At 63.8% G+C, this 21,039-nt stretch carries 24 protein-coding genes and 1 pseudogene; 9 read left to right on the top strand and 16 right to left on the bottom strand.

The genetic code is table 11. The features are described from left to right. Positions 1–346: 346 nt before the first annotated feature. Positions 347–1,165, bottom strand: coding sequence for a DnaE2-dependent mutagenesis accessory factor ImuA' (imuA', locus tag IEW02_RS23535; RefSeq protein WP_188547568.1), 819 nt, complete (start codon positions 1,163–1,165; stop codon positions 347–349). A gap of 165 nt (positions 1,166–1,330) precedes the next feature. On the opposite strand from imuA', the gene IEW02_RS23530 reads away from it, so the two are divergent. Beyond that, positions 1,331–1,537, top strand: coding sequence for a hypothetical protein (locus tag IEW02_RS23530; protein WP_188547676.1), 207 nt, complete (start codon positions 1,331–1,333; stop codon positions 1,535–1,537). A gap of 181 nt (positions 1,538–1,718) precedes the next feature. Here IEW02_RS23530 and IEW02_RS23525 read toward each other — a convergent pair whose 3' ends face one another. Continuing rightward, the gene (locus IEW02_RS23525) at positions 1,719–1,979 is read right to left on the bottom strand and encodes a hypothetical protein (protein WP_188547566.1); all 261 of its coding nucleotides are present in this window, start codon (positions 1,977–1,979) and stop codon (positions 1,719–1,721) included. Positions 1,980–2,942: 963 nt separating this feature from the next. Between IEW02_RS23525 and IEW02_RS23520 the strand changes: the two genes are divergently transcribed. Continuing rightward, complete coding sequence (locus tag IEW02_RS23520; protein ID WP_308933204.1) at positions 2,943–3,587, top strand: P-loop nucleotide/nucleoside kinase family protein; 645 nt, start codon at positions 2,943–2,945, stop codon at positions 3,585–3,587. A 283-nt stretch (positions 3,588–3,870) separates the two neighbouring features. Here the strand turns inward: IEW02_RS23520 and IEW02_RS23515 are convergent, their stop codons facing one another. Both IEW02_RS23515 and IEW02_RS23510 read right to left on the bottom strand, forming a co-directional pair. Continuing rightward, positions 3,871–4,179 (bottom strand): hypothetical protein, encoded by a 309-nt coding sequence (locus IEW02_RS23515; protein WP_188547565.1) that lies wholly within the window; start codon positions 4,177–4,179, stop codon positions 3,871–3,873. 159 nt (positions 4,180–4,338) lie between these two features. Then, positions 4,339–4,902 (bottom strand): hypothetical protein, encoded by a 564-nt coding sequence (locus tag IEW02_RS23510; RefSeq protein WP_188547563.1) that lies wholly within the window; start codon positions 4,900–4,902, stop codon positions 4,339–4,341. A 653-nt stretch (positions 4,903–5,555) separates the two neighbouring features. On the opposite strand from IEW02_RS23510, the gene IEW02_RS23505 reads away from it, so the two are divergent. Together IEW02_RS23505 and IEW02_RS23500 are read left to right on the top strand one after the other, a co-directional pair. Beyond that, on the top strand, positions 5,556–6,020 hold the full coding sequence (locus IEW02_RS23505; RefSeq protein WP_188547561.1) for a hypothetical protein: 465 nt from the start codon (positions 5,556–5,558) through the stop codon (positions 6,018–6,020). 80 nt (positions 6,021–6,100) lie between these two features. Beyond that, positions 6,101–6,730 carry a DUF305 domain-containing protein gene (locus IEW02_RS23500; protein ID WP_188547558.1) on the top strand — a complete coding sequence of 210 codons (630 nt, stop codon included), beginning with the start codon at positions 6,101–6,103 and terminating at the stop codon, positions 6,728–6,730. Between the two features lie 99 nt (positions 6,731–6,829). Here IEW02_RS23500 and IEW02_RS23495 read toward each other — a convergent pair whose 3' ends face one another. The 3 genes from IEW02_RS23495 to IEW02_RS23485 form a co-directional block, all read right to left on the bottom strand. Next, complete coding sequence (locus IEW02_RS23495; protein ID WP_188547556.1) at positions 6,830–7,141, bottom strand: metal-sensitive transcriptional regulator; 312 nt, start codon at positions 7,139–7,141, stop codon at positions 6,830–6,832. After that, positions 7,138–9,249, bottom strand: coding sequence for a heavy metal translocating P-type ATPase (locus IEW02_RS23490; RefSeq protein ID WP_188547672.1), 2,112 nt, complete (start codon positions 9,247–9,249; stop codon positions 7,138–7,140). The genes IEW02_RS23495 and IEW02_RS23490 overlap by 4 nt, the downstream gene beginning before the upstream one ends. Positions 9,250–9,417: 168 nt before the next feature. Next, positions 9,418–9,627, bottom strand: coding sequence for a heavy-metal-associated domain-containing protein (locus IEW02_RS23485; RefSeq protein WP_229746268.1), 210 nt, complete (start codon positions 9,625–9,627; stop codon positions 9,418–9,420). A gap of 290 nt (positions 9,628–9,917) precedes the next feature. Here IEW02_RS23485 and IEW02_RS23480 point away from each other — a divergent pair, with 290 nt between their 5' ends. Further along, positions 9,918–11,330 carry a DF family (seleno)protein gene (locus IEW02_RS23480; protein WP_188547554.1) on the top strand — a complete coding sequence of 471 codons (1,413 nt, stop codon included), beginning with the start codon at positions 9,918–9,920 and terminating at the stop codon, positions 11,328–11,330. Positions 11,331–11,422: 92 nt separating this feature from the next. Here the strand turns inward: IEW02_RS23480 and IEW02_RS23475 are convergent, their stop codons facing one another. Next, a complete protein-coding gene (locus IEW02_RS23475; RefSeq protein ID WP_229746267.1) occupies positions 11,423–12,640 on the bottom strand; it encodes an IS110 family RNA-guided transposase in 1,218 nt (405 codons plus the stop codon). 540 nt (positions 12,641–13,180) lie between these two features. Here IEW02_RS23475 and IEW02_RS25555 point away from each other — a divergent pair. Beyond that, a complete protein-coding gene (locus IEW02_RS25555) occupies positions 13,181–13,405 on the top strand; it encodes an RsmA family anti-sigma factor (RefSeq protein ID WP_503633836.1) in 225 nt (74 codons plus the stop codon). A 114-nt stretch (positions 13,406–13,519) separates the two neighbouring features. Then, positions 13,520–13,894 (top strand): annotated as a pseudogene (locus IEW02_RS23470) (histone-like nucleoid-structuring protein Lsr2). Positions 13,895–13,919: 25 nt separating this feature from the next. Here IEW02_RS23470 and IEW02_RS23465 read toward each other — a convergent pair. The 6 genes from IEW02_RS23465 to IEW02_RS23440 all read right to left on the bottom strand — a co-directional run bounded on the left by IEW02_RS23465 (position 13,920) and on the right by IEW02_RS23440 (position 17,444). After that, a complete protein-coding gene (locus IEW02_RS23465) occupies positions 13,920–14,651 on the bottom strand; it encodes a DUF2637 domain-containing protein (RefSeq protein WP_188547550.1) in 732 nt (243 codons plus the stop codon). After that, positions 14,635–14,988 carry a hypothetical protein gene (locus tag IEW02_RS23460; protein ID WP_188547548.1) on the bottom strand — a complete coding sequence of 118 codons (354 nt, stop codon included), beginning with the start codon at positions 14,986–14,988 and terminating at the stop codon, positions 14,635–14,637. Before IEW02_RS23460 ends, IEW02_RS23465 begins: the two co-directional genes overlap by 17 nt. 130 nt (positions 14,989–15,118) lie before the next feature. Beyond that, entirely contained in the window at positions 15,119–15,445 is a 327-nt protein-coding gene (locus IEW02_RS23455) for a hypothetical protein (RefSeq protein WP_188547546.1), read from the bottom strand. Beyond that, positions 15,432–16,238 carry a ParA family protein gene (locus tag IEW02_RS23450; RefSeq protein WP_188547544.1) on the bottom strand — a complete coding sequence of 269 codons (807 nt, stop codon included), beginning with the start codon at positions 16,236–16,238 and terminating at the stop codon, positions 15,432–15,434. The genes IEW02_RS23455 and IEW02_RS23450 overlap by 14 nt, the downstream gene beginning before the upstream one ends. Then, a complete protein-coding gene (locus IEW02_RS23445) occupies positions 16,235–16,507 on the bottom strand; it encodes a hypothetical protein (RefSeq protein WP_188547542.1) in 273 nt (90 codons plus the stop codon). Before IEW02_RS23445 ends, IEW02_RS23450 begins: the two co-directional genes overlap by 4 nt. A gap of 739 nt (positions 16,508–17,246) precedes the next feature. Further along, positions 17,247–17,444 carry a helix-turn-helix domain-containing protein gene (locus IEW02_RS23440; RefSeq protein ID WP_188547540.1) on the bottom strand — a complete coding sequence of 66 codons (198 nt, stop codon included), beginning with the start codon at positions 17,442–17,444 and terminating at the stop codon, positions 17,247–17,249. Positions 17,445–17,579: 135 nt separating this feature from the next. On the opposite strand from IEW02_RS23440, the gene IEW02_RS23435 reads away from it, so the two are divergent. Together IEW02_RS23435 and IEW02_RS23430 are read left to right on the top strand one after the other, a co-directional pair. After that, positions 17,580–18,212 (top strand): helix-turn-helix domain-containing protein, encoded by a 633-nt coding sequence (locus IEW02_RS23435; protein WP_188547539.1) that lies wholly within the window; start codon positions 17,580–17,582, stop codon positions 18,210–18,212. A gap of 615 nt (positions 18,213–18,827) precedes the next feature. Then, on the top strand, positions 18,828–19,751 hold the full coding sequence (locus tag IEW02_RS23430) for a hypothetical protein (RefSeq protein ID WP_188547530.1): 924 nt from the start codon (positions 18,828–18,830) through the stop codon (positions 19,749–19,751). Between the two features lie 41 nt (positions 19,752–19,792). On the opposite strand, the gene IEW02_RS23425 is transcribed toward IEW02_RS23430, so the two are convergent. Together IEW02_RS23425 and IEW02_RS23420 are read right to left on the bottom strand one after the other, a co-directional pair. Next, positions 19,793–20,392 (bottom strand): RES family NAD+ phosphorylase, encoded by a 600-nt coding sequence (locus IEW02_RS23425; protein WP_268236781.1) that lies wholly within the window; start codon positions 20,390–20,392, stop codon positions 19,793–19,795. Continuing rightward, positions 20,341–20,991, bottom strand: coding sequence for a HEPN-associated N-terminal domain-containing protein (locus tag IEW02_RS23420; protein ID WP_188547526.1), 651 nt, complete (start codon positions 20,989–20,991; stop codon positions 20,341–20,343). The genes IEW02_RS23425 and IEW02_RS23420 overlap by 52 nt, the downstream gene beginning before the upstream one ends. Positions 20,992–21,039 lie beyond the last annotated feature (48 nt).

Genomic DNA, 21,039 nt, shown 5'->3' with positions numbered 1-21,039 from the left:
TCGAACGGACGTGTCAACCAGTCACGAATCGACAGGTCTGACGGATCCCGACGGCACCCACTGCTGTAAATCCATCGTTCCTTTGCTGTTGCCAGATGTGGTCGTGCAGCACACCAGCGCGAGCCAATCGCCCAGATTGGTGCGAACCCACGCATGAAGTTCGGCGTTGACCGTTCCAGACAACACCAACCCCTCGGCACGTACTCGCATCGGTAGACCATCGCTTCGCGATCTCGGGGATCGCGCGAACGCAACTCCGAGGTCGACGGTGACCGGCTGCGGCGGGTCGACCACGCGGTACGGAAGGGGTTGCATGTGAGCGTTCCAGTTGTCGAACACCGCTACCTCACAGCGCTTGCGACCACGGTCGCGGCTGGTCGCCGCGGGCACTCCACGCCGCGGATCCGTCTTGGGCGCTCAGGTCGAGGTGTCCGGTGCGCCGTTGCGCTCCCCTGCCGGTGACATCGAGGTCGAGATGGACACCGCGTAGGCGACCGTGACCGTGTCCGAGTCCGGTGTAGCCGGTGACGCGGGCATCGAGGGTCAGGTCGACGCCGGACCAATGACCTTCCGCAACAATCAGTGCGGCGTTCTTGGTGTGTGCACGGGCGGTCACGGCTCGTGCGCGGGTCGGGGCGACGGTGCGACCACCGAGTCCCAGGACGACCAGAGAGACCCCGTCGAGCAACACCGCCGCGACCTCAGCGGGGTCGTCGCCGGGATTGTCGATGACGGCGCAGCGGGCGAGATCGGCGCCCATCTCGTGGGCGGCGAGCAGTCCGAAGCGGGGCAGACCCATGATCGCGGCGTGTTCACCGGCGCCGGTGGTCGCTGCAACGAGCGCCACGAGGATCGAGTGTGCGCCGGTAACGGCAGTGACGGTGCCTCGAGCCAGACCGCCGCGCGGGAGCAGCGCGCCGAGCGCAGGCGGGGCGGGAAGGACCCGTTGCGACCGTATCCGCGCAGACAGCGCGGTCGTCTGGTTGTCGATGCGGCGCTTGGGCGTCTGCGCCTGGGCAGGTGTCGGGGTGATCGGTTCAGGGTCGGTGAACAGTTCATCGGACCGGTCGCGGGTACGGCCTGGAACGGCGGCGATGCGGCGGCGGAGCTGATCCAGACGGGCTTGTTTGTCGACCTCGGCGAGCTCAGGGGCTGCGAGGGTCACCGTGCACGACCTTTCGCTGGATGGAGATGGGCGCTTCCAGACTCTATCGAACACATGTTCGATTGCAAATGGGCCAGTACAACCCTGGTGAGGTTGGCGTGCGGCTCGTACGGTGGTCTCGGGCGTCCGGTCCGGACGTCGACGCGCGAGGACGAGGGGTATGTGATGGCGGGTATCGCCGACAAGTTCGACAAGGCGTACGAGCAGAAGCCGGTCGAGGAGCTTGCGGACGCGCCGGTGGCGGCGCTCCAAGGAGTCAGCGATGGGGACGCGGAGCACCTGAAGGCGGCGTTCAACATCAAGACCGTGCGGGACCTGGGGACGAACAAGTACTTCCTGTGGGCTCAGGCGGTCGCCAAGCTAGCCGAGTAGCCAAAACCGGTTCCGAGGACCTGCGCCGGGACCAGTGTGCCCGCCGGACAGCAGACGGTGGAACCGTTCGGGGCGGGGGTGCGTCCAAGCAGAAAAGCCGCAAGACGACGCTCCCCCGTCTCAGACGGTGCGCGGCGAGAGCCATTGTGGCCCCGACCCTTCCGGGCCGGGACCGCACCGGTCAGTGGGTGCACCAGAAGACCTCTTCGACTGGAGGCATATGCGCTCCGGGCATGCCGGCGCACCATGTGCAGGATTCGTCGTGTTCGATGCGTCCGAGCGCCCCTTCGGCTTCCTCGATCAGGACCGGCAGGTCCAGGAAGCTGGCGAGCGCTAGCGCTTCGGTGACCAGGTGCCGGGCGCGGTCCGAGCGCTCCGCCGGCAAGTGGACTGCCGTGCCGATGAGGCCGGTGATGAGCTGGTGATCGGTGATTCGGAACATGTGCTGCGCCTTTCGCAGGTTCGGATGAGACGCAGCGATCGGCCATGACGAGGGTGGGCTGTCAACCCCGAAGAGCGAAGCGTGGGTTGACTGGTCGGGTCCCCGGCATGGCACACTCGGCGCACTCGTACGACCCCCAACTAGCCACTGGAACCGGCCCCGCAGGGGCCGCAGCGGGAGTTGATGTGATTCAGTCAAATCCGCAGCCGCACAAGGACGCCGACCATACGTCGATAGATTCAGTTTGGTTCGAGAATCGTCGGGGGCCGACCCGTAACTGCGCGGGAACGGCGGGGTGCGCAAGGACCGAACAGCCCGGCTCACTCCGCGGCCGGGCCTGGTGGCCGAAGGGGTTTTGAAAAATTCTTGGAGCCTCGGCCGGAGCGGGCGCCGTTAGTGGGGAAGGCGGACGGGGGTGGTGCGGCTGGAGAGCGCCAGAACTGCACCGAACAGTTCCTGTCATAGCGCGGAGCGCGATCCGGTGTCGGCCGGCGACTCACCGACCACCTCGACGGCCGCTACCCGGCCGGGTGAGTGCGAGGGTGCAACTCAGGCCGACCCCCGCGGTGTCGCGGTAACGCCTTGTCCGGTTTCGGGTTTACTGGTCAATGTGGACACGATCGTCAGATGGGTTGCGGTGGGCGTCTTTTCCTACGGCAGCGTTGTCCACGTCGTTCAACTTGCGAACGGCGGATGGTCGACCTGACGGCCTCCTCGGGTTCCTCGTTACGTTCTTCTCTACCCTCGTCGTCGTCGATGCGGTTGTCGCAGTGGCCATCGCGAAGAGGTCGAGGGTCGGCTGGTTGGCGGGGACAGTTGTGGTGACCTTGGACGCAGCCGCGAATGCAGTAGCGAACTATCCGCCGATCGACACAACCCCGGGTGTGACGCCGGGTCGGATCGGGCAGGCTGTGGTCTCTGTACTAGCTCTGGCGATGATTGCCCTGTCACCACGGATGCTGCGTGCTCTGCCCACCCGTCGGTAACCTCGACGTCGTGCTGATCTGGATCAACGGTGCGTTCGGCGTCGGCAAGACTCAGACTGCCCATGAGCTGTACCGTCGGCTTCCGGCGGCCCATGTAGCGGATCCCGAACTTCTGGGATTCGCGATCCACAAGATGCTGCCGCCCAGCGCGCGCGCCGATTTTCAAGATCGTCCGCAGTGGCGATCAGCTGTTTTCGAGACGCTCGTGCAGGTCTGCCATGAGACCGTACATCCGGTGATTGTGCCGATGACGCTGGTCAACCCCGAGTACTTCGACGAGATCGTCGGCCGCTTGCGGGGCGAGGGCCTCGACGTTCGGCACTACGCGCTGACTGCGTCGGTGCAGGTGATCCATCGAAGACTGCGATCACGGCTCGCTTCCGTCTTCGGCCGCATCGTGGGCGCCGACGAGACCTGGGCGATGCAGCATGCACAGCGATGCTCCGCCGCATTGCAGGATGAGCGTTTCGAGACTCGCATCGCCACGGACGACCTGAGTGTCGACGAGGTCGTCGAGCGGATAGCCGAGACTGTCGGGCTGCACCTCGTGCGCCCACGGCTGGGTACACCTCGTTACCAGTTGCGGCGCGCGGCAGTGGCAGTTCCTCACATCCGGCTGTGAAACCCGAGGCGGGTCTTCACGTGATCGTCCGAGTGACTGGTGATACTGCCGCGTAACCGGGTTCGCTCGGTTTGCTGTACGTCGGCGGCGCGAACGGGGTGTTGGTGGTCGGGTCGGTCGGGTGGGTCAGGGCTAATGCGCGGGCTGCGTAAGCGGCGATCTCGAAGGATAATGGCGGGCCGGCGGTTGTTCGGATTCGCATGGCGCACAGTATGCGTCGAGCTACTGACAGAAGTTCTGAGTCGGATATTGGGACACCGTCGCCGTCCGACCCCGGCCGTCTCTACGCGAAAGCTGTGCGGTCGCGTTCGGCTTCTTCGAAGCGTTCGAGCTCGTCGAGCGCTGCGTCGAGGTCGAGACGGCCGAGCGAGTTTCGCGTGAGGTGGACGGTGAGGGCGCGTTCGGCGTCGACGAGCGCGGTGTACCTCGGGCCCTCTCCCCCGGGTGCGGCGTAGGCGGAGGCGTCCATGAGTGCGCCACGGATCGCGTCGGTGAGGTCTTCGACCGCGTCTGTGCGGGTATCGGTGAGGCCGGAGCCGGCGAGGACGGGCCCGCCGGCTGCGGGGTACACGAGAACGGACCAGGCGATCATGGTGGGACTCCTTGCTGTGGTGGGTCACTGCTGGTGTGAGCGTGCAGCCGCGAGCGCAGCGAGCGGCCGCCACACGATCGGCGGCAGCCAGTTCTGTGGATCGACGCGCGAGTGCCCCGATTCTGTGGAGAACCGGGGCCGCGCTGCGCGTGTGTGCGCTCAGGTGTCGGTGCGTGGTTTGGTGGGGTCTCGGCGGAATTTGCCACCGTCGGCGAAGACTGCGACGGCGGTGCGGTGGACGTTGCGGAACTCGGCCATGAGGTCGTTGTAGCCGGTGTGATCGGCGATGCGCCAGGTGATGGGTCCCATATGAAGGTCCACCCAGTGCACGGTGCGCCGTTGGGCGTTGTCGACGCGACTTCCGCGGCTGATTGCGTACTGCGGCGCCGAGATCCAGGTGACGGCGATGGTGTTACGTGCGAATTCGACTGCGCTGTCTTCTCGTTCGGGTGCGCGGTTGTCCAGTCCCATCAGCGCGGCGCGGACGGCGTTGAATCCGTCGATCACGGCAGTGGTGGATTCGGCGTCGTGAAAGGTCATCATCAGCGGTCCGAGAGTGACGGTCATCCGGGCGCTGTCGGTTCCGGCGGCGTGCACGCTCACGTCGGCGCGTTGGGGTCCGGCGATGAGGACGGTGCTGTGGGTGACGATCGCGTGTCTCGCCTGATCCTGCGCGGCCGCGATGTGTCGGATGGAGCGTGTTCTGACTTGCCTTGCGGTCATGGTGACTCCCCGTGCTCGTGGCCCGACCGGAACCCCCGGCCCGCCAATTTTTTTGCCCTTCTGGCAAGGGGTGATGGGGCCGGCATGAGGGGGCCGGAATGCAATGCGCGAGCGGCGGCGATTTACCTGGGAGCGCAGCGAGTGTGGGTGGGAAATCGGGGTCGACCCGTTAGGGCGGGAGCGCAGCGGACGTCGGGGGTTGCGTGGAGGTCACCGCCGGTCACAATCGAACCGGCAGAAGGGAATCTCAATAGGCTTTGTCAAGCTCGGCCGCAGGCCGATCCGGTCTAACGGCGCCGAAGGGGACGCAACTCGACCATCATGTGTGGTAGTCCGGGCTCAATCTCTGGGCCATGAACATCGTGCCCGGCTCACGTTCCTCGTCTCCATCTTTCGGCAGGGGGCGGTTCGTAGAGAACACTGGGTGACCATTTCGTTGCGGCCGTCCTTCGGAGAAAATAGAGGCCATACCCGCCCTCCGGGCATCTTTCGAAGCTGCGTCAGAGGTCTGCCCGGCAACGGCGGTGAGACAAGGCAGGAAATCTCTTCACAGCGACCAGCGGAGCGGAGCCCAGTTCGGTGACGCGCCCGCAAAGTCTCCCGAGAGACACAGCGGTTACCCCCTGGGGGTATTAATTTGTAGACTCGGTCGGGTGAAACGCCTCCATCCGAGCAGTCGACGCTGGTTTGCGGCGCTCGTGGTGCTGCTGGGCACGGTGGTCGGCGTGGTGTTGATGCATTCGGTGGTGACGATGCCCGCAACCTCCGCGCACGAGGGTATGGGCACGGTCGCCGCGATGCCGCCCATCGGCGATGGCGGGCACGGATCCGTCACTCCCGATGTTGCCCTCCATCTTCGGCACGCAGTCGGTGAACACGACGCCGTGTCCGGCGAGCAGGTCCGTGAGTATTCGTGTCCGGGTGGCCACGACATGATGCACCCGTGTGTGGCAACGATGTCGTCGTGGCCTGCGGTGACGGCGCCGGCTGCTGTGATCGGATACTTGGCCGCCGACGACACGAGCCCCGGGAGCCGAAGTGCCGCGACGGCGGCTCTCGGCCGATCTCCACCGGGTTCGAAACCGCCGCTGGACAGATCGGTGATGCTGCGCGTGTGACAGGGAGCCCGGGGCTTGTGCTCCGGCGGAGCGAACACAGCTCGAACCCCCTCTGTCACACCGAAACAGGAGACTTCACCATGCACGTCAATACCAGAACAGCCACCATCCTCGCCGCCGCAGCGCTCGGGGTGATGGTCGTCGCCGGGTGTAGCGACGACGGTTCCGACACGTCGATGGAGGGCCATTCGATGGGCTCGTCCACGTCGGCGCCGGCATCGTCGACCACGGCGGACGCCGCGCAGTTCGGCGACGCCGACGTCATGTTCGCGTCGATGATGTACCCGCACCACGCCCAGGCTGTGGAGATGGCCGCCATGGTCGAGGGCCGGACCACGAACCCGGATGTGATCGCTCTCGCCGGTGAGATCGAAAGCGCGCAGAAACCCGAGATGGACCAGCTCACCTCATGGCTCAGCGAGTGGGGGCAGCCCGCACCCTCGGCCGACATGGGGTCGATGGACGGGATGGACCACAGTTCCGGATCGGGGATGATGTCGGCGCAGGACATGGATTCACTGATGACACTCTCGGGTGCCGACTTCGACCGCCAGTGGCTCACGATGATGGTCCAACATCACCAGGGTGCGGTCACGATGGCGCAGACCGAGATCACGGACGGAACCAACCCCGACGCGATCGCGTTGGCCTCGACCATCGTGGAGACGCAGAACGCCGAGATCGGCCGGATGCAGCAACTTCTCGGCTGATCCCGGGTCGTCGCTCCGAACCGAGCACCGCAGAACAACAGCCCCGCACCGTGTGGTGCGGGGCTGTTGTTCTGCGGGCGGCAGCTCGGGTGGCGAGTGTCAGGACTTGACGAGTCGGGCAATTGCTGCGGAGGCTTCGGCGAGTTTCGCGGCTCCGCCGTCCTCGCCTGCGCGGACGGCATCGACCACGCAATGTCCGAGGTGATCGTCGAGCAGTCCCAGAGCCACGTTCTGCAGAGCGGCGGTCAGCGCCGAGATCTGAGTGAGGATGTCGATGCAGTACTGCTCCTCCTCGATCATCCGCGCCACCCCACGTGCCTGACCTTCGATGCGCCGCATCCTTTGTGCGTAGCGGGCTTTGTCTCCGATGTATCCGTGGTGCGCGGCGCCGGCTTCGTCGTCGACGCTCATGCCTGCACCTCCCTCCGGTCCTCAGTTCGAGTTGCCGGGGTTCGCCCGCGTGGGGTCAAATCGAGCCGACGTAGCACCTGTGCGTTGGCCGCGACGATGATCGTCGACAGCGACATCAGGATCGCCCCGACCGACATTGGAAGTACGAACCCGACCGGTGCAAGGACGCCGGCGGCGAGGGGAACCGAGATCAGGTTGTATCCCGCTGCCCACCATAGGTTTTGCTTCATCTTGCGGTAGGTGGCGCTCGAGAGATCGATGACGGAGAGCACCGACCGGGGGTCGTCGCTGGCGAGAATCACTCCCGCAGAGGCGATCGCCACGTCGGTGCCGGCGCCGATGGCAATACCCACGTCTGCTTGCGCAAGCGCAGGAGCGTCGTTGACACCGTCGCCGACCATCGCGACCTTGCGGCCTTCGCTCTGCAGTTCGATCACTCGGTGCGCCTTGTCTTCCGGGCGCACCCCGGCGAAGTACCTGTCGACACCCAGCTCGGTGGCCACTGATTTGGCGATTGCGTCGGCGTCGCCGGTGATCATCACCACCGCGACACCGCGTGCGTGCAATTGCTCGACGGCGGTGCGGGATTCGCTGCGGATCTCGTCCGCCAACTTCAGTGCACCAACCACCTGACCGCCGGCGACTACATGAAGGATGATCGCCCCGTCGCCGCGCCACCGATCGGCGACCGGGAGCTCGCTCACACCCTCCTCCTCGAGCATCGACGGGCCACCGACCCGCACGCGAACACCGTTCACCACCGCCGACACCCCAACGGCGGGCGAGGACACGAACTCGCTGCCCGGCGCCGAATGAAGACTCCGAGCGCGGGCGGCGCCGACGATGGCGCGGGCGAGGGGGTGTTCGGAATCGGCTTCCGCAGCGGCGGCGAGGGCGAGCACGTCGTCCTCGGTTCGCCCATGCGTCACCTCGACGCCGGTGACGGTGGGTTCACCTCTGGTCAGGGTGCCGGTCTTGTCGAACAACACCGTGTCCACCGTCCGCATGGATTCGAGGGCGAGCCGGTCCTTGATCAGAACACCGGCGCGTGCGGCGCGTTCGGTGGCGATCGAGACCACCAAGGGGATGGCCAGGCCGAGGGCATGGGGGCAGGCGATCACCAGGACGGTGATCGTGCGGATGACCGCATCGTCCGGTGAGCCGAGAGCAGCCCAGACGATCGCGGTGACGATGCCGGCGCCGAGGGCGTACCAGAACAACCACTTCGCGGCAGTGTCGGCGAGGCGCTGCGCCCGCGACGAGGAGTTCTGCGCGTCGGACACCAGTCGGCGGATACCGGCGAGAGCGGTGTCCTCCCCCGTCGCGGAGACACGGACCCGCAGCCCGGAATCGGTGGCGACGGTGCCGGCGACGACGGTGTCTCCGTCGCTGCGCCGGACGGTGCGCGATTCACCGGTGATCATCGATTCGTCCATGCTCGCGGTGCCGGAGACGATGGCGCCGTCCGCAGGAACGCGGGCGCCGGGCCGTACGAGAACCACGTCGCCGATCTTCAGGTCCGCGGGATCGACGCTCGACACCTCCCCGGCGTCGTCGACGAGGTCGGCGGTGTCGGGGAGCAGCGCGGCGAGAGAGTCCAGGGCCGAGGTCGTCTGGGCGAGTGAGCGCATCTCGATCCAGTGCCCGAGGAGCATGATCACGATCAGCAGCGCCAGTTCCCACCAGAAGTCGAGCTGATGGTCGAGCAGTCCCACGCTGGCGCCCAGCGAGGCGACGAACGCGACGGTGATCGCGAGGGCGATGAGCAGCATCATTCCCGGTGCGCGTGAACGGATCTCACCGACCGCGCCGGTCAGGAACGGCGATCCACCCCAGAAGAACATGACCGTTCCGAGGAGGGGTGACACCCACCCGATCCAGACTGCGTCCGGGAGGGAGTACCCGATGATCGACGCGAACATCTCCGATGCCGCGACGACCGGAACCGCCAGGGCGGCCATGATCCAGAACAGGCGCCGGAACTGGCCGACATGGTCTCCGTGCCCGCCGTCGCCGTGCCCACCGTGCTGATCGTGACCGTGCCCACCACCGTGGTCGTGCCCGCTGTGGGGAGCGTGCTCGGTTGCCGGGGTTGCGGCACTCGACATCGCCGCTGCGGCATCGTCGTGTTCGGTAGGGGTGGGTGTTGCGGAGGCGACGGCGGGTCCGTTCTCGCTCATGGATGCTCCTGTTCGATTCGTGGTTCGTGGTTCGTGTTTCGTGGTTCCTACTGCGCCGGCGGCGTGGACGAGTACGTGCGGTGCGCGCAGGCTCGCTCAGCTGCGTTCGGCGCCGTACCCTGCCTGGTGCACTGCGTCGATCACGCGGGCGTCGTCGAGTTCACTGCTGCTGCGGACGAGAAGGACCCCCGATTCCGCGGACACATCGACTCCGTCGACACCGGGTAGTGCGTGGACCTCGGTGCTGATGGACGACGCGCAGTGGCTGCACGTCATTCCGGTGATGCGGTATTCGGTGGTGAACACGGAAAATCCTTTCGTCGGTATACCCCCTGGGGGTATACCAGTTCTAGTACCCCCAGGGGGTATCTGTCAATGCTGTGACGCACCTGTTCGCACCCGGTCGGTGCCCCGGTCCGGCACGGCGTTCTCGCACGGGCCTCGACAGGTGGGACGGGTCCCGTGGCTCAATACAGCAGCTGCGGAGCAGGGGCGGGCTACATTCGTCGGTGGAACACAGGTACAGGTATTCACACGGCCGAACGAGGGAACCCCCGTATTGCACGGGCGGCACCCGCTGCGTCAGGACATCGAACATGACCGAGTCATCGCGACACTCCTGGCACGACGACCTGGAAACCGCACTCGCTGCCCGCACCCGTGACGCATTCACCGCGCTACTGACAGAGGACGTGAGGTGGGGCGGAGAGCAACGTGGCACGGGCAACGAATGCACCGATCGCGATCAAGTGGGTGACCATTACGCCGGCCTGCTCGAAAGCGGGATCACCCTTCGACTGAACGGCGTGGAACCCGCCGACACCCACCGCGGGAACGTCTTCACCGCCCGGGTCCAGGTTTCGGCACCCGATCCCGACGACTACCCGCCCGAGATGACAGTCCGAATGACGTTGCGCGACGGCCTGATCGCGGAGATCTGCATTCTGGACGGGCCACCGACCATCGAAGTGCTCTATGTCCAGGGCTGCCCACACCACGAACAGTTGCTGCCGCATCTGTACGACCTGCTCGAGCAGAACCACATCACCGCCACCGTGTCACTGAACGAGATCCAGACCGTCGAGCAGGCCCACGCCACCCGTTTTCTCGGCTCACCCACCGTGCGGGTCAACGGACGCGACGTCGCGCCGGACACCGACACACCGTCACCGTCGGCCTCCTCCGACGGATCGGATCGATACGGGTTGCAGTGCCGGCTGTATCCGACATCGAACGGCGGCCCCAGCGGTGTCCCCGCAGACCGATGGATCCTCGACGCACTGCTCGACAACCCGACACACGAGTCCGCCGTCGCCGCGATCAGAGTGGGCGACGTCGACACGCTCGGCCTGCTGCTTGCGGCGGCACCCGAACTCGCCACTGTTCGTTTGCCTCGACACGAGGGGCGCACCTTGCTGCATGTGGCCACCGACTGGCCAGGCCACTTCCCTCATGTCGCGCAATCCATCACAACCCTCGTCTCGGCCGGCGCAGATCCCAACGCCCCCAGCCTCGGCGATCATCATCACGAGACACCGTTGCACTGGGCAGCAAGCAGCAACGACGTCCCCGCCATCGACGCACTACTCGACGCAGGCGCCCACATCGACGCCACCGGCGCGGTCATCGCCGGAGGAACGCCACTGGCCGATGCGACCGCATTCGGACAATGGGACGCAGCCCACCGACTCGTAGAACGCGGAGCATCGACCAATCTGTTCGAGGCAGCCTCGCTCGGACTCGAATCCGAGGTCGAACGCCAACTCGATACCGGCAGTCCCACCGAGGAGGACATCACCAGCAGTTTCTGGGGCGCATGTCACGGAGGTCAGATCGCCACCGCCGAGCTCCTTCTTCGTCACGGTGCCGACATCGACTGGATCGGATACGACGGACTGACACCCCTCGCAGCCGCAGAACGGTCAGAGGCACACGAGGTCACACGATGGATCGAACGACAAAGAGCGAATCCGCTACCTGCCCCGACCAACCCCGACAAGAACAGCTAAGGATCTCTCCACGCGGGCGGAGAGGCTCGACGGTCTGGTGTGGTCCTCGACCCCTTCCTGCTCACCTGAAATCTGCGCGCCAGACGGTGCAGTCAGGCCGCGGCGCGAGCGGGAGGCGGTTGGCTTGGCTCCGGTCCCGGTCGATACAGGGCGTCGTCGCGCAGCATCGCCCACAGCACGTTAGACCTGCGTCGGGCCAGCGCCAGCACCGCTTGGGTGTGCCGCTTGCCCTCTGCCCGTTTGCGGTCGTAGTAGACCCGAGACTCGGCGCACGATCGGATGCTCAGCTGCGCCGAGAGATACGCCGTCCGCAGCAGTCGCCGGTCGTATCGGCGCGGGCGGTGCAGGTTGCCGCTGACCCGGCCCGAGTCGCGTGGGACCGGCGCGAGCCCGGCCACGGCGGCGAACCGGTCTGCAGTGCCGAACACCGAGACGTCGCCGCCTGTCGCAGCGAGCAGCTCGGCTCCGAGCAGCGTCCCGAACCCTGGCATCGACTCGATGACCGCAGCCTTGCGGTGGCGCCGGAACCGCGTCTCGATGTCTCGGTCCACCTCGGCCATCTCCCGGTCGAGGTATCTGATGTGGTGTGCCCACTTCGCGACCGTCGCCCCCGCGGCGTCCTGGCCGGCCACCCGTACATGCTGGGACCGGGCAGCGTCGATCGCCAACTGCGCCAGGCCTGATGCGTTGTACGCCTTGTTCTTTCGCAGCCACGCCTCCAGCCGCGCCGGTCCCATCCGCCGGAGACCGTCTGGCGTCTGGTACGCGGTCAGCAAGATGATGGCACCCTTGACGTTGCTGATGTCGAGGGTGCGTTCGAGCGCAGGAAAGTACGAACTCAGCAGTGCGCGTAGCCGGTTGATCGTCCGCGTGCGGTCCCGCATGAGGTCGGTGCGCCGCGAGGTCAGGATGGCCAGTTCGCTGCTGATCTCGTCGTTCACCCGGATCGGCTGCAGATCACGCCGCATCCGAGCTTGGTCGGCGATTATCGCGGCATCCTTCGCGTCCGTTTTCCCGTCGCCCCGATAGGCGCCCGCGGCGTGGTGCACGACCCTGCCGGGAATGTAGAACACCTGCTCACCACGATCGAGCAGCACTGCCAGGAGCAAGGCAGCGCCTCCCGAGTTCAGATCGACTGCCCACGTGACGCGTCCCGCTGCCGCGATGCGTCCGACGGTGTCGACCAGCTCCACCAGGCTGGCCTCGTCGTTCGCAACTCGGCGTGACAGCTTTCTGGTCCCGTCCGCATCGATTGCTACAGCGTGGTGATGCTGTTTGCCCGCATCGACGCCCACCCACAAAGAGTCCACTTCTTCACTCCCCCGTTCGGTTTCCGACATATGCACCTGGCGGACGACTGCCCCGTCGTGTCCTTAAACAGCGATCGCGTCGCATCTCTCAATGAGCGGTCGAGTCGTCGAGGACACTGGGCGGCCATTCCCTTCCGGCCATCCGATCAGCGAAAAGAAAGAAGCCATACCCAGTATCCCCAGGCATCTTCGAACCTACTTCCGAGGTCCCGCGATGCCCGGCAACGACGTTAAGGAAAGAGATAGATGCTTTGTCAGGCCGCAGCGGAGCGGAGGTCGATTCGGTGGGCGCCCGGAGGGTGACCGGGTCCTGCGTATGAACAAAAATCCATTCCGGGTAGGAAGCTGGCCCGGTTTGAGGTACGCCGACGACGGTGCGAAGAGCGACGGCGTCCACAATGACCGGATGCTGTCCCACTCGAATGACGCGTGGCCTGCGCCCGCCCGGTCCACACCGGCGCGTAGGGCCACACGGCTCGTGCCTCCGCGCTGCGTGGCACAGATCTCGCTCTACAGCCTTGTGAGCGGGGGTGGGGCCGAGTGACCGACAACGTGGACGATTCTCCTCCGCCGATTCCGAACGGTCCCCCGTGGCCGGCTGATTTCGTTGCTGCCCTTCACGCAGGTTGCTACGACGAACTGCCCAGCCACCCCGCTGCGGATATATGGGGAAGGGTGCGCGCTGATTCAGCAGCGTCGCAGTTACTCGACGATTTGGATGAGGTGCAGCAAATCCTGGGCCGGCTCGGGCGACGACCAGTTTGATCATTGCCTACGAATGGTATTTCGGTTCGTGAGAGATGGTTATTCTGGCTCGGTTCAACAAACAGATCCAATTCGGCGTTTTCCCGCGCCGACATATTCGAGGGAGGTCACAACGTGGCCAAGCGTGAAATAGTCGAGCTGACCGACGACGTGGACGGGTCGGTGATCACCGCTGGTTCGGGCGAAACGATCAACTTTTCCGTGTCTGGGGTGGACTACACCATCGACCTCAAGGCGAAGAATGCCAAGGCGTTGCGGCGCACGTTCGATCACTAATTCGCACACGCGGAACGCATCGGTGGACGGCGACGCCCAACGGGTGTGGTACCGAAAGCACGCGAGATCAAGCAGAAGTCGGTACCGGCCGTGAAGCGGGATCCTGAGCAGACGCGCGCAATCCGGCAGTGGGCGGCGGACTCGGGATACGACATCAACGATCGCGGACGCATTCCCGCCGCGATCGAGAATGCGTACAACGCCGCCCACTGACATCAACGCGGTTGGGCCACCGAAGTCAGACATGGACGGTCAAGGTCTCTTCGTCGTCAGCCGCCGCCGACGTTTCGACACTTTCCTCCCAGCGCCGGTAACGGCGCAACGCGGTCGAGGCTGCGACACCCAGCTGTTCGCCGATACGGTTCCACGACCATTCGGGATGCTCGTGTCGTAGTCGGACCGTGTCCAGCACGTCGCTCGATACGTCATCCTGCAACACGGCTGGCTCCTCCGGGGCGACGGGAGCTGTCGACTGGTGGGAACGCGAGTTTGCGGGGCTGACCGGATCGACCGCGGCTGCCGATTCTCGCGTCGACCTGATGAGAACAGCAATGCCGTGTGTCATCGCCAGCAGGAAGATGGGTGCAATGGTGGCGATGCTGGCAGCCATGGTCGGCGACAAAGTCGAAGTTCGCGTTTCGAAGGCATGAAATGCGTTGCCACTGATGCTGACTGCGGCTGCAACACAAAGCATGATCCAGAAGAACCGACGACCTCTGCGACTCGCTTCGTCAGACCGGTACGACATTGTGATGACGGACAGCGTGGCCTGCATGATGGTGCCGTCGATGATGAACGGCAACAGCCACGCGTAGCTGTTCGAGATGCCGGCCATCCGGGCAAGGTCCCGAAGCACGGTGAAACTGAGCACGAAGCTGGCCGCACCGATTGCGAGCGTCAGGCCGCCAGACACGGCCACAGTTGCAAGAAACGCCGTGGGATGTATCGAGCTCTCATGCGAAGTCGCCACGGTCCACCTCCCCCATGCCGGGACCCATTTCGGGGTCCGCCATTTCGTGGCCGGAGCGATGCCGCTCGAACTGTTCGACACGATCGAGAGCTCCGTCGACGTCCAGTCCGCCCAGTTGGTTCCGGGTCATGTGCACAGAAGCAACGACATCCCCGTCCATCGTTATCGCGAAGGCCGGCGCTTCGGATTCCAAGTTCATCGGACGGGCAGCATCCATGATTGCGTGTCGCAATACTTCGGCGGCGGTCGCGACTGCGGCGTTGCGGTCCAACGCAACGTCTGCAACGCAGTCGGCTGGATTGGTGCCGGAAGCCGTCGTGAGTGTCCAGGTGATCATCAGAATCCTCTGGTGTCTGGGCTGCACTCGACGCGGCCCGGTGTGGACCTGCCGAATGGCGAAGGCGCAGTGACGCGCCGGGCGGAGTGGGCCCTTTCGTCGACGAACGGACATGCGCCGTATGACGTGGTCATTGCAGCCTCGGTCCGGGTTGCAGTGGTCCCGTGCGTTGCGGGAACGGTGCACCTGAATTGAACGTCTGCTCCAGGTAGTCCACGTAACGCTCGACTGCTACCGCAACGAGGTCCGAGGGTCCGCGGGGGGCGCCGGCTGTTGCGGCCAACGCCCCTGCCGCGTTGAGAAGGCGTTCACTCGTATCCGTGTGGAAGTAGAAGGTGCGCTTGACCTTTGTCGGTACTGGTGTTGTCTTGGGTACCACCGGTTCGGCTGCAGCTGCTGGTGGGTCGAGGGGGCTCGCGTTGTAGAGCGTGCTGCGGATGCGTTCAGGACGTTGCATTGTTCGGGTCTCCCATCAGGAGTGCTGCGGTGTTGCGGTACAGCGCGGCGAGATTGCGCGCATCTGTGGTGCCCCAGTCGAGGAGGCTCGTTTGCGCTTCGGACGCGTCCTTGAGAACGACGCGCTTCGGGATCGGGTCACCCACCAGCTCGATGGTGGAGGCAATCTCGGCCAACTGTTCCCGCCCGGCGATGGTGTTGCGTTCGTGCAGGTTGATGATCGCGCCGCGTAGATGCAGTTCAGGGTTGTAACTCCGCTTGACGGCGTCGATGGTTCGGCGCAGCCGCACAAGTCCATTGGCGGAGAACAATGCCGATTGACTGACCACAACAGCGGACCGTGCGGCCACGAGAGCGTTGATCGTCAGCAGATCGAGACTCGGAGGGCAGTCCATCAAGACGAGGTCGTAGGCCGGCAGCAGCGGGTCGAGTGCATCCCGGAGTCTGCGCTCTCTCCCTGCGCCGGCCAGCACAAGTTCGTCTCTGACGTAGGCCAGAGCTTCGGTATCCGGACTGGTCGGAGCCAGGTGCACGTTGGGCCAAATGGTCTCGTTCACAACATCGATCAGGGAGCAGGACGAGCGATCCGACAGCGCGTCCGCCAGGCACGCATCGGCGGAGTCTCGAGTACCTCTGGACAGGATTGTGCTCAGGTTGCCTTGCGGGTCGAGGTCCACTGCCAGAACACGGATGTCGTGGCGCTGACGACGGACGGCATCGAGGAGGTGGAACGTCGTGGTGGTCTTGCCGACGCCACCCTTCTGGTTGCACATCACAATCACGGGCGTCGTCATAGCGTTTCCCGCCCCACTGCGATGCGCCGGTATTGCCGGTGGCGCTGGCGGGGGTGGTAATGCTGTCGGGGGCGGGCATTGATGGTGGTACCGGCATCGCCACCATGACTGGCATCGAGGTTGTTACTGGCAATACCGGCGGCGGAACCGATGCGGGTATCGACAGCAAGGCTGACATTGGTGGCGTCGCGGGTGGCACCGTTGTCACTGGCACAACGAGCGTCTGGATTCGACGGAGGTGTTGCTGCGCTCGCCGTTTCGGGTGTCACGCGGTCGATACTGGTATTTTCAGACAAGAGTGGACGAAGCCCCGGGTCGAATGCGGAAGGGGATCTGGTCGACCTGCGATAGGTAGCGAGGATCAGTAGTTGCTTGTGGTGTCGATGATGGGAAGTTCTGCGGTGGAACAGGATGCGGTTACTTAGCTCTGTTGGAAACGAGTGGGGTTTCATTGGTCGCTCACCTTCTAGTGCGATGGACTTCGTGCCGCTCTACCCGGACCCCCCAGGGGATGACCCCAATGTCCGCACCCACGTTGTCCGCTCCACGCCCGATAGCCCCGCGTCCAGTTGGACGCGCGGGGTATCGGTATCGCCACCGCGTCGATGATCAGTCGATGCGGCGGTGCCTCGAGGCCGGTCTCGGCGGATTGCTAAAGGGTGCACAGTCAACGGCGGCAGGCTGGTTTGTGTCGGGCTCTGCCAGAGAACGACGGCAGCAACTTGGCTGCACGAGATGATTTGCGAGACGGCAACATCGGCGCGAGTTCGTGTGTCCGATGTTGTTCGGACGCAGCGGTGTACGCCACCGCGGTCAGGTTGTACCGCAGAGTTGCGCTGTCCGTGTCGCGTCCGAATTGTCTTGCCGCTTATCGAGTGGTCCTCTACCCTGAGAGGACGGAGCCTCCTTCCTGAACGGTGGCGGTTTCCGCGCCCTCGGTCTCAGTGCTGGTAACACTGGGAAACACCGGGGGCGCGTTCGTGTTTTGTTCAGGGACTCGTTCGGACGTCATGCGACGTCGGAGCCACCTGCGTATTGCGCCTCGAGTCGTTCGATGAACTCGTCGATGGCTGTGTCTGGGATCAGTCGCCGCTTGCCCACCTTGACGCTCTTGATCTCGCCCGTTGCGATCCTGTTGAACAGGCTCGTTCGGCCCAGACCGGTGCGCGACATTGCCTCGTTGATCGAGAGCAAACTTCGGCCCATGGTTCCTCCGTTCGATGCGTTGATTCACCGCAGCAAGGCTGCTCGATTGTCACAGTTCGTGCGGATTCACCACAGCCTAGCGGCGCTCGTGCGATTGCTGCAAGAGCACGTCGATTTGCGGTAAAGTTCGTGTCTATGACGCAAGATTGGTCTCAAGGAGCCGTCGATCGCGTCGGCGCCGAGGTGCGTCGGTTGCGGACCTCGTCGCGGCCGACGTTGTCCGCGCAGGCACTGTCCGACCGAACTACTGAATTGGGGCACCCGATTTCGCGTGCGGTCATTTCCGACCTCGAGACAGGTCGTCGACGTGGCCTCGACGTTTCGGACCTTCTGATACTCGCCGCAGCGTTACGTGTCGCGCCGGCGCAGCTGCTCTTCCCCGATCTGCCCCGAGGACGGTTCGACGTTCTTCCCGGTGTCGAGCAGGAGGCTCACGACGCCGTTCGCTGGTTCGGAGGCGAAGTGGGCCTACTTATGGAGTCGGATGGATGGTCGGACGACTCCGATAACGCGGTTCAGATGGTGGCTCGTCAGGAATTCGATCCCGAGCTCGACCGAATCGCACTGATGCGGGAGTGGCTGCGGGCCGTCACGTCGATGCGTAGCGCCAGGATGCTGCTCCAGAAGGCGCTCACAGACAACGAATCCCAGGAGCAGATCGCTGCGCTCGAGTTCGTGTACGAGAACGCCCTGGCGCAGTCGACTACGTTGACGGAACGGATGCGAGAGCTGGGTATGGAAGTCGGCAACGGCCACGCTCGGGCATGACCTGCCTGGTATGGCCGTAGTCACCCTCCGCGAGCTCTGATTTCTCCGAGATAGCGCTGCACCGATAGTCGTTCGATACCGCACACCAGTCGCAAGGGAACTGGGGGCAGTTCGTCACCTGGATCGACGACCTGCCACCACACGCGCCGGCAACAGCGCCTCCGGAAGCTCACCCCGATCGACTTTGATTCGATCAATCGGGCGGCAGACGCGGCATGATCCACTCAACCCACCGAGACAACCGAAGTGGGGACAGACCCAAACTTCTCGCACCGACCGCGTAAGCCCCCACAAGAACCGTCAATAGCCTCCAAACACAACCTGCCGGGGGTTTACCTGGGCCCGATGCGCTCTCTCTACAGTCAGCTGGCAAAACCTAAAACAGAGGCGATGAGGTGCGATCGACGCAGAGCGTCGGTAACGGCAGATCGGGTCGACCCTCTGAAGGTGGCGGTGGTCGTCGGTCACCGTAGTCCAACGGGCGACATCCGCCGTAGCGATCGACGCTGACGCTGTCTTGAGAATGTCTCTGGCCGGGGGGCAATGTAAGGACGACCGCCACCCAAAGCTCTAGAACGGCCCTGCCGCGCGATTTCGGTGTCCTACACTCCGCCTATGAATGACAACGAAATCCAACGTGCACTTGGGCAGCACAAAAGAGGGCGTCCCCAAATCGAGCAGTTGGTAAATCAACAAGCTTCGTATAATAACGAAATTCAGCATGCACTAGAGCAATACGAGAAACTGCATCCTCAGATCGAGCAGTTCGTGAAGCAATACGAAAACGTGCTTGCCAAGCAGTTCGAGCACATTCGGGAGAGCATCTCAGCAGTTCTCGCTCCTACCATTCCTGGCCTCACCAAAATCGCGCAGATGGCCAGCGCGATGGTCAAAGACGCTCGCCCACCGAATTGGTCCGACGAAATCACCATCGACCTGCTGAAGATGAAGACGATCGCCGAGGACGAAGGGATCCCTCTCTTCTACGTCCCTCGTGCCGAGATCGTCCTGTCCCTGCTCGAAGCGGACGGTGAAGAAGCCCGACTGACAATAATTGACGCCCGCTACGCTGACATCGGTGCCGACTGCCACGACGCATTGACGGACCCCATGCACAGCACGGTTGCTGACCGGGCTCAGTTAGTAATGAGAGCTGTTGAGGCGTTCGAGGATGGCCACTTCGAGTCCGCGCAGGCGCTAGCAGTGGTGGTCTGCGACAGCTATCTGAAGTCTCACGTACCTGGGCGATATAAACAGATGCGCGAAAGCCTAGCTATAGAAGACTCCGAGGAAGCAGCCTTATGGCCGCTACTGCGGTTCTATATGCCGATGGCCGCAGCGGTGCCGTTTCTGGCGCACTGGGACCCCTCTGATACCGGTTTGGCTCCCACAACCCTGGCCCGACACGTAACCGTCCACGGTGCGAGCACAGACCAGCTGAACAAGGTCAATGCCACGATCGCGATCATGCTTGCCACCAGCATGACTCGTGCTCTTGACGCCGTACTGCAGCGATACGGAACGACCGCAGGACTCTAAAGACACTTCACGGGGTACGAGCCGACTGGCGTCTCGATCTACTACTTCCCACTTCGCCTAATGACTGTTGTCACGCGGTATTTGACAACCGTCGCCGGATCGAGAGAAAGACGTGAATATTTCCCCTCGGACCCATTGCTAGCACAGTGCTCAGGTCCGCAGAAGATGACGACATTGCTTCCGCTGTCGTTCTGGGCGCTCGGGAACATCAGCCCGTCGAGCCGACCTGGGTGTGCCGTCTTCAGATACTCGGTGAAGACTTGAGTCGGGACGTAGTCAATGTGCTCTCGGCCGTCCAGTTCGATCGGCTTGGTAAGGTCTGCGACAAACTCTCGAAGAAATTTCGTCGCGAAGAACGCCTTGTGTTGCCCCTGGTCGAACAGACTTGGCTTCGGGAGTTTGTTCAGACCGGCCAGATTGAGCAAGCGAAGCTCTCTGACCGGTGTGAACTCACCGACGACTGCGTGAGTGTATGAGCTGTGCGCTCCGATCTCCGCGATGGCGGTGTCAACGTCGGTCGCGCCGTAGAACATGCTGATTCCTGCCGGACTCATTCGATTGGCTGCCGCAAGATCACTGGGAGGCGAACCTAGTCGCTGCGCACTGCCCTCCTTCGCGAGATCCGGCTCTGAAGCGTACATTCTGCCGCGATACAACGGCGACGGACACGATATGACCAACCATCGATTTGACCGATCATTTCGATCAGGTCGTGCAGAAACCGGGCCCCCGATGGTTGGTCATCGACGTCTACAGGGTGTCCTGCGAAAAGGAACCGAAGGGAGTGTTTGATTATTGATTTGAACGCCTCCCACCCGTAAAACATTTCCTGATCTGGACGAGGGCGTTGCCAGTTAGATTGCAGCCAATCGTCGCAGGTCAGATTGTGAGCCACGGCGTTTAGCACTTCGTCCTCGGCGTCGACGACGTCGTAGACCACGTCATAATCTGTGTACTTCGAAGTTATCTCGGTGTCCATGTAGTCGATGCCAGACTCGGATGCCGGTTCGTACAGCGCCCTAATACCAACCATAAGGGTGGGCATAATCGCATCCATATGAGCGGCGAACGGCGTACCTGGTGTTCCGGTGCGGTCGCAAAAGTCGCAGGACTCTTCGGTGAGGTTGTCGCGCAGAGCCGTCACCAACTCCGGGTCGCGGAAGTGTTGGTCACATATATTGCGCTCGACAGGCCAGTAACCATTGCTCGAGGCTTCCACAACGAATTCTCCCGTGCCCATACAAATACCCTTCTATCGTGGGTAAAAATCGTAAGCCATTGTTTCGCA

This window comes from Rhodococcoides trifolii (assembly GCF_014635345.1).
In the GTDB taxonomy this organism is placed as follows: domain Bacteria; phylum Actinomycetota; class Actinomycetes; order Mycobacteriales; family Mycobacteriaceae; genus Rhodococcoides; species Rhodococcoides trifolii.
Note: the sequence above shows the minus strand (reverse complement) of the source record. Positions and strands in the feature narration are given on the sequence as shown.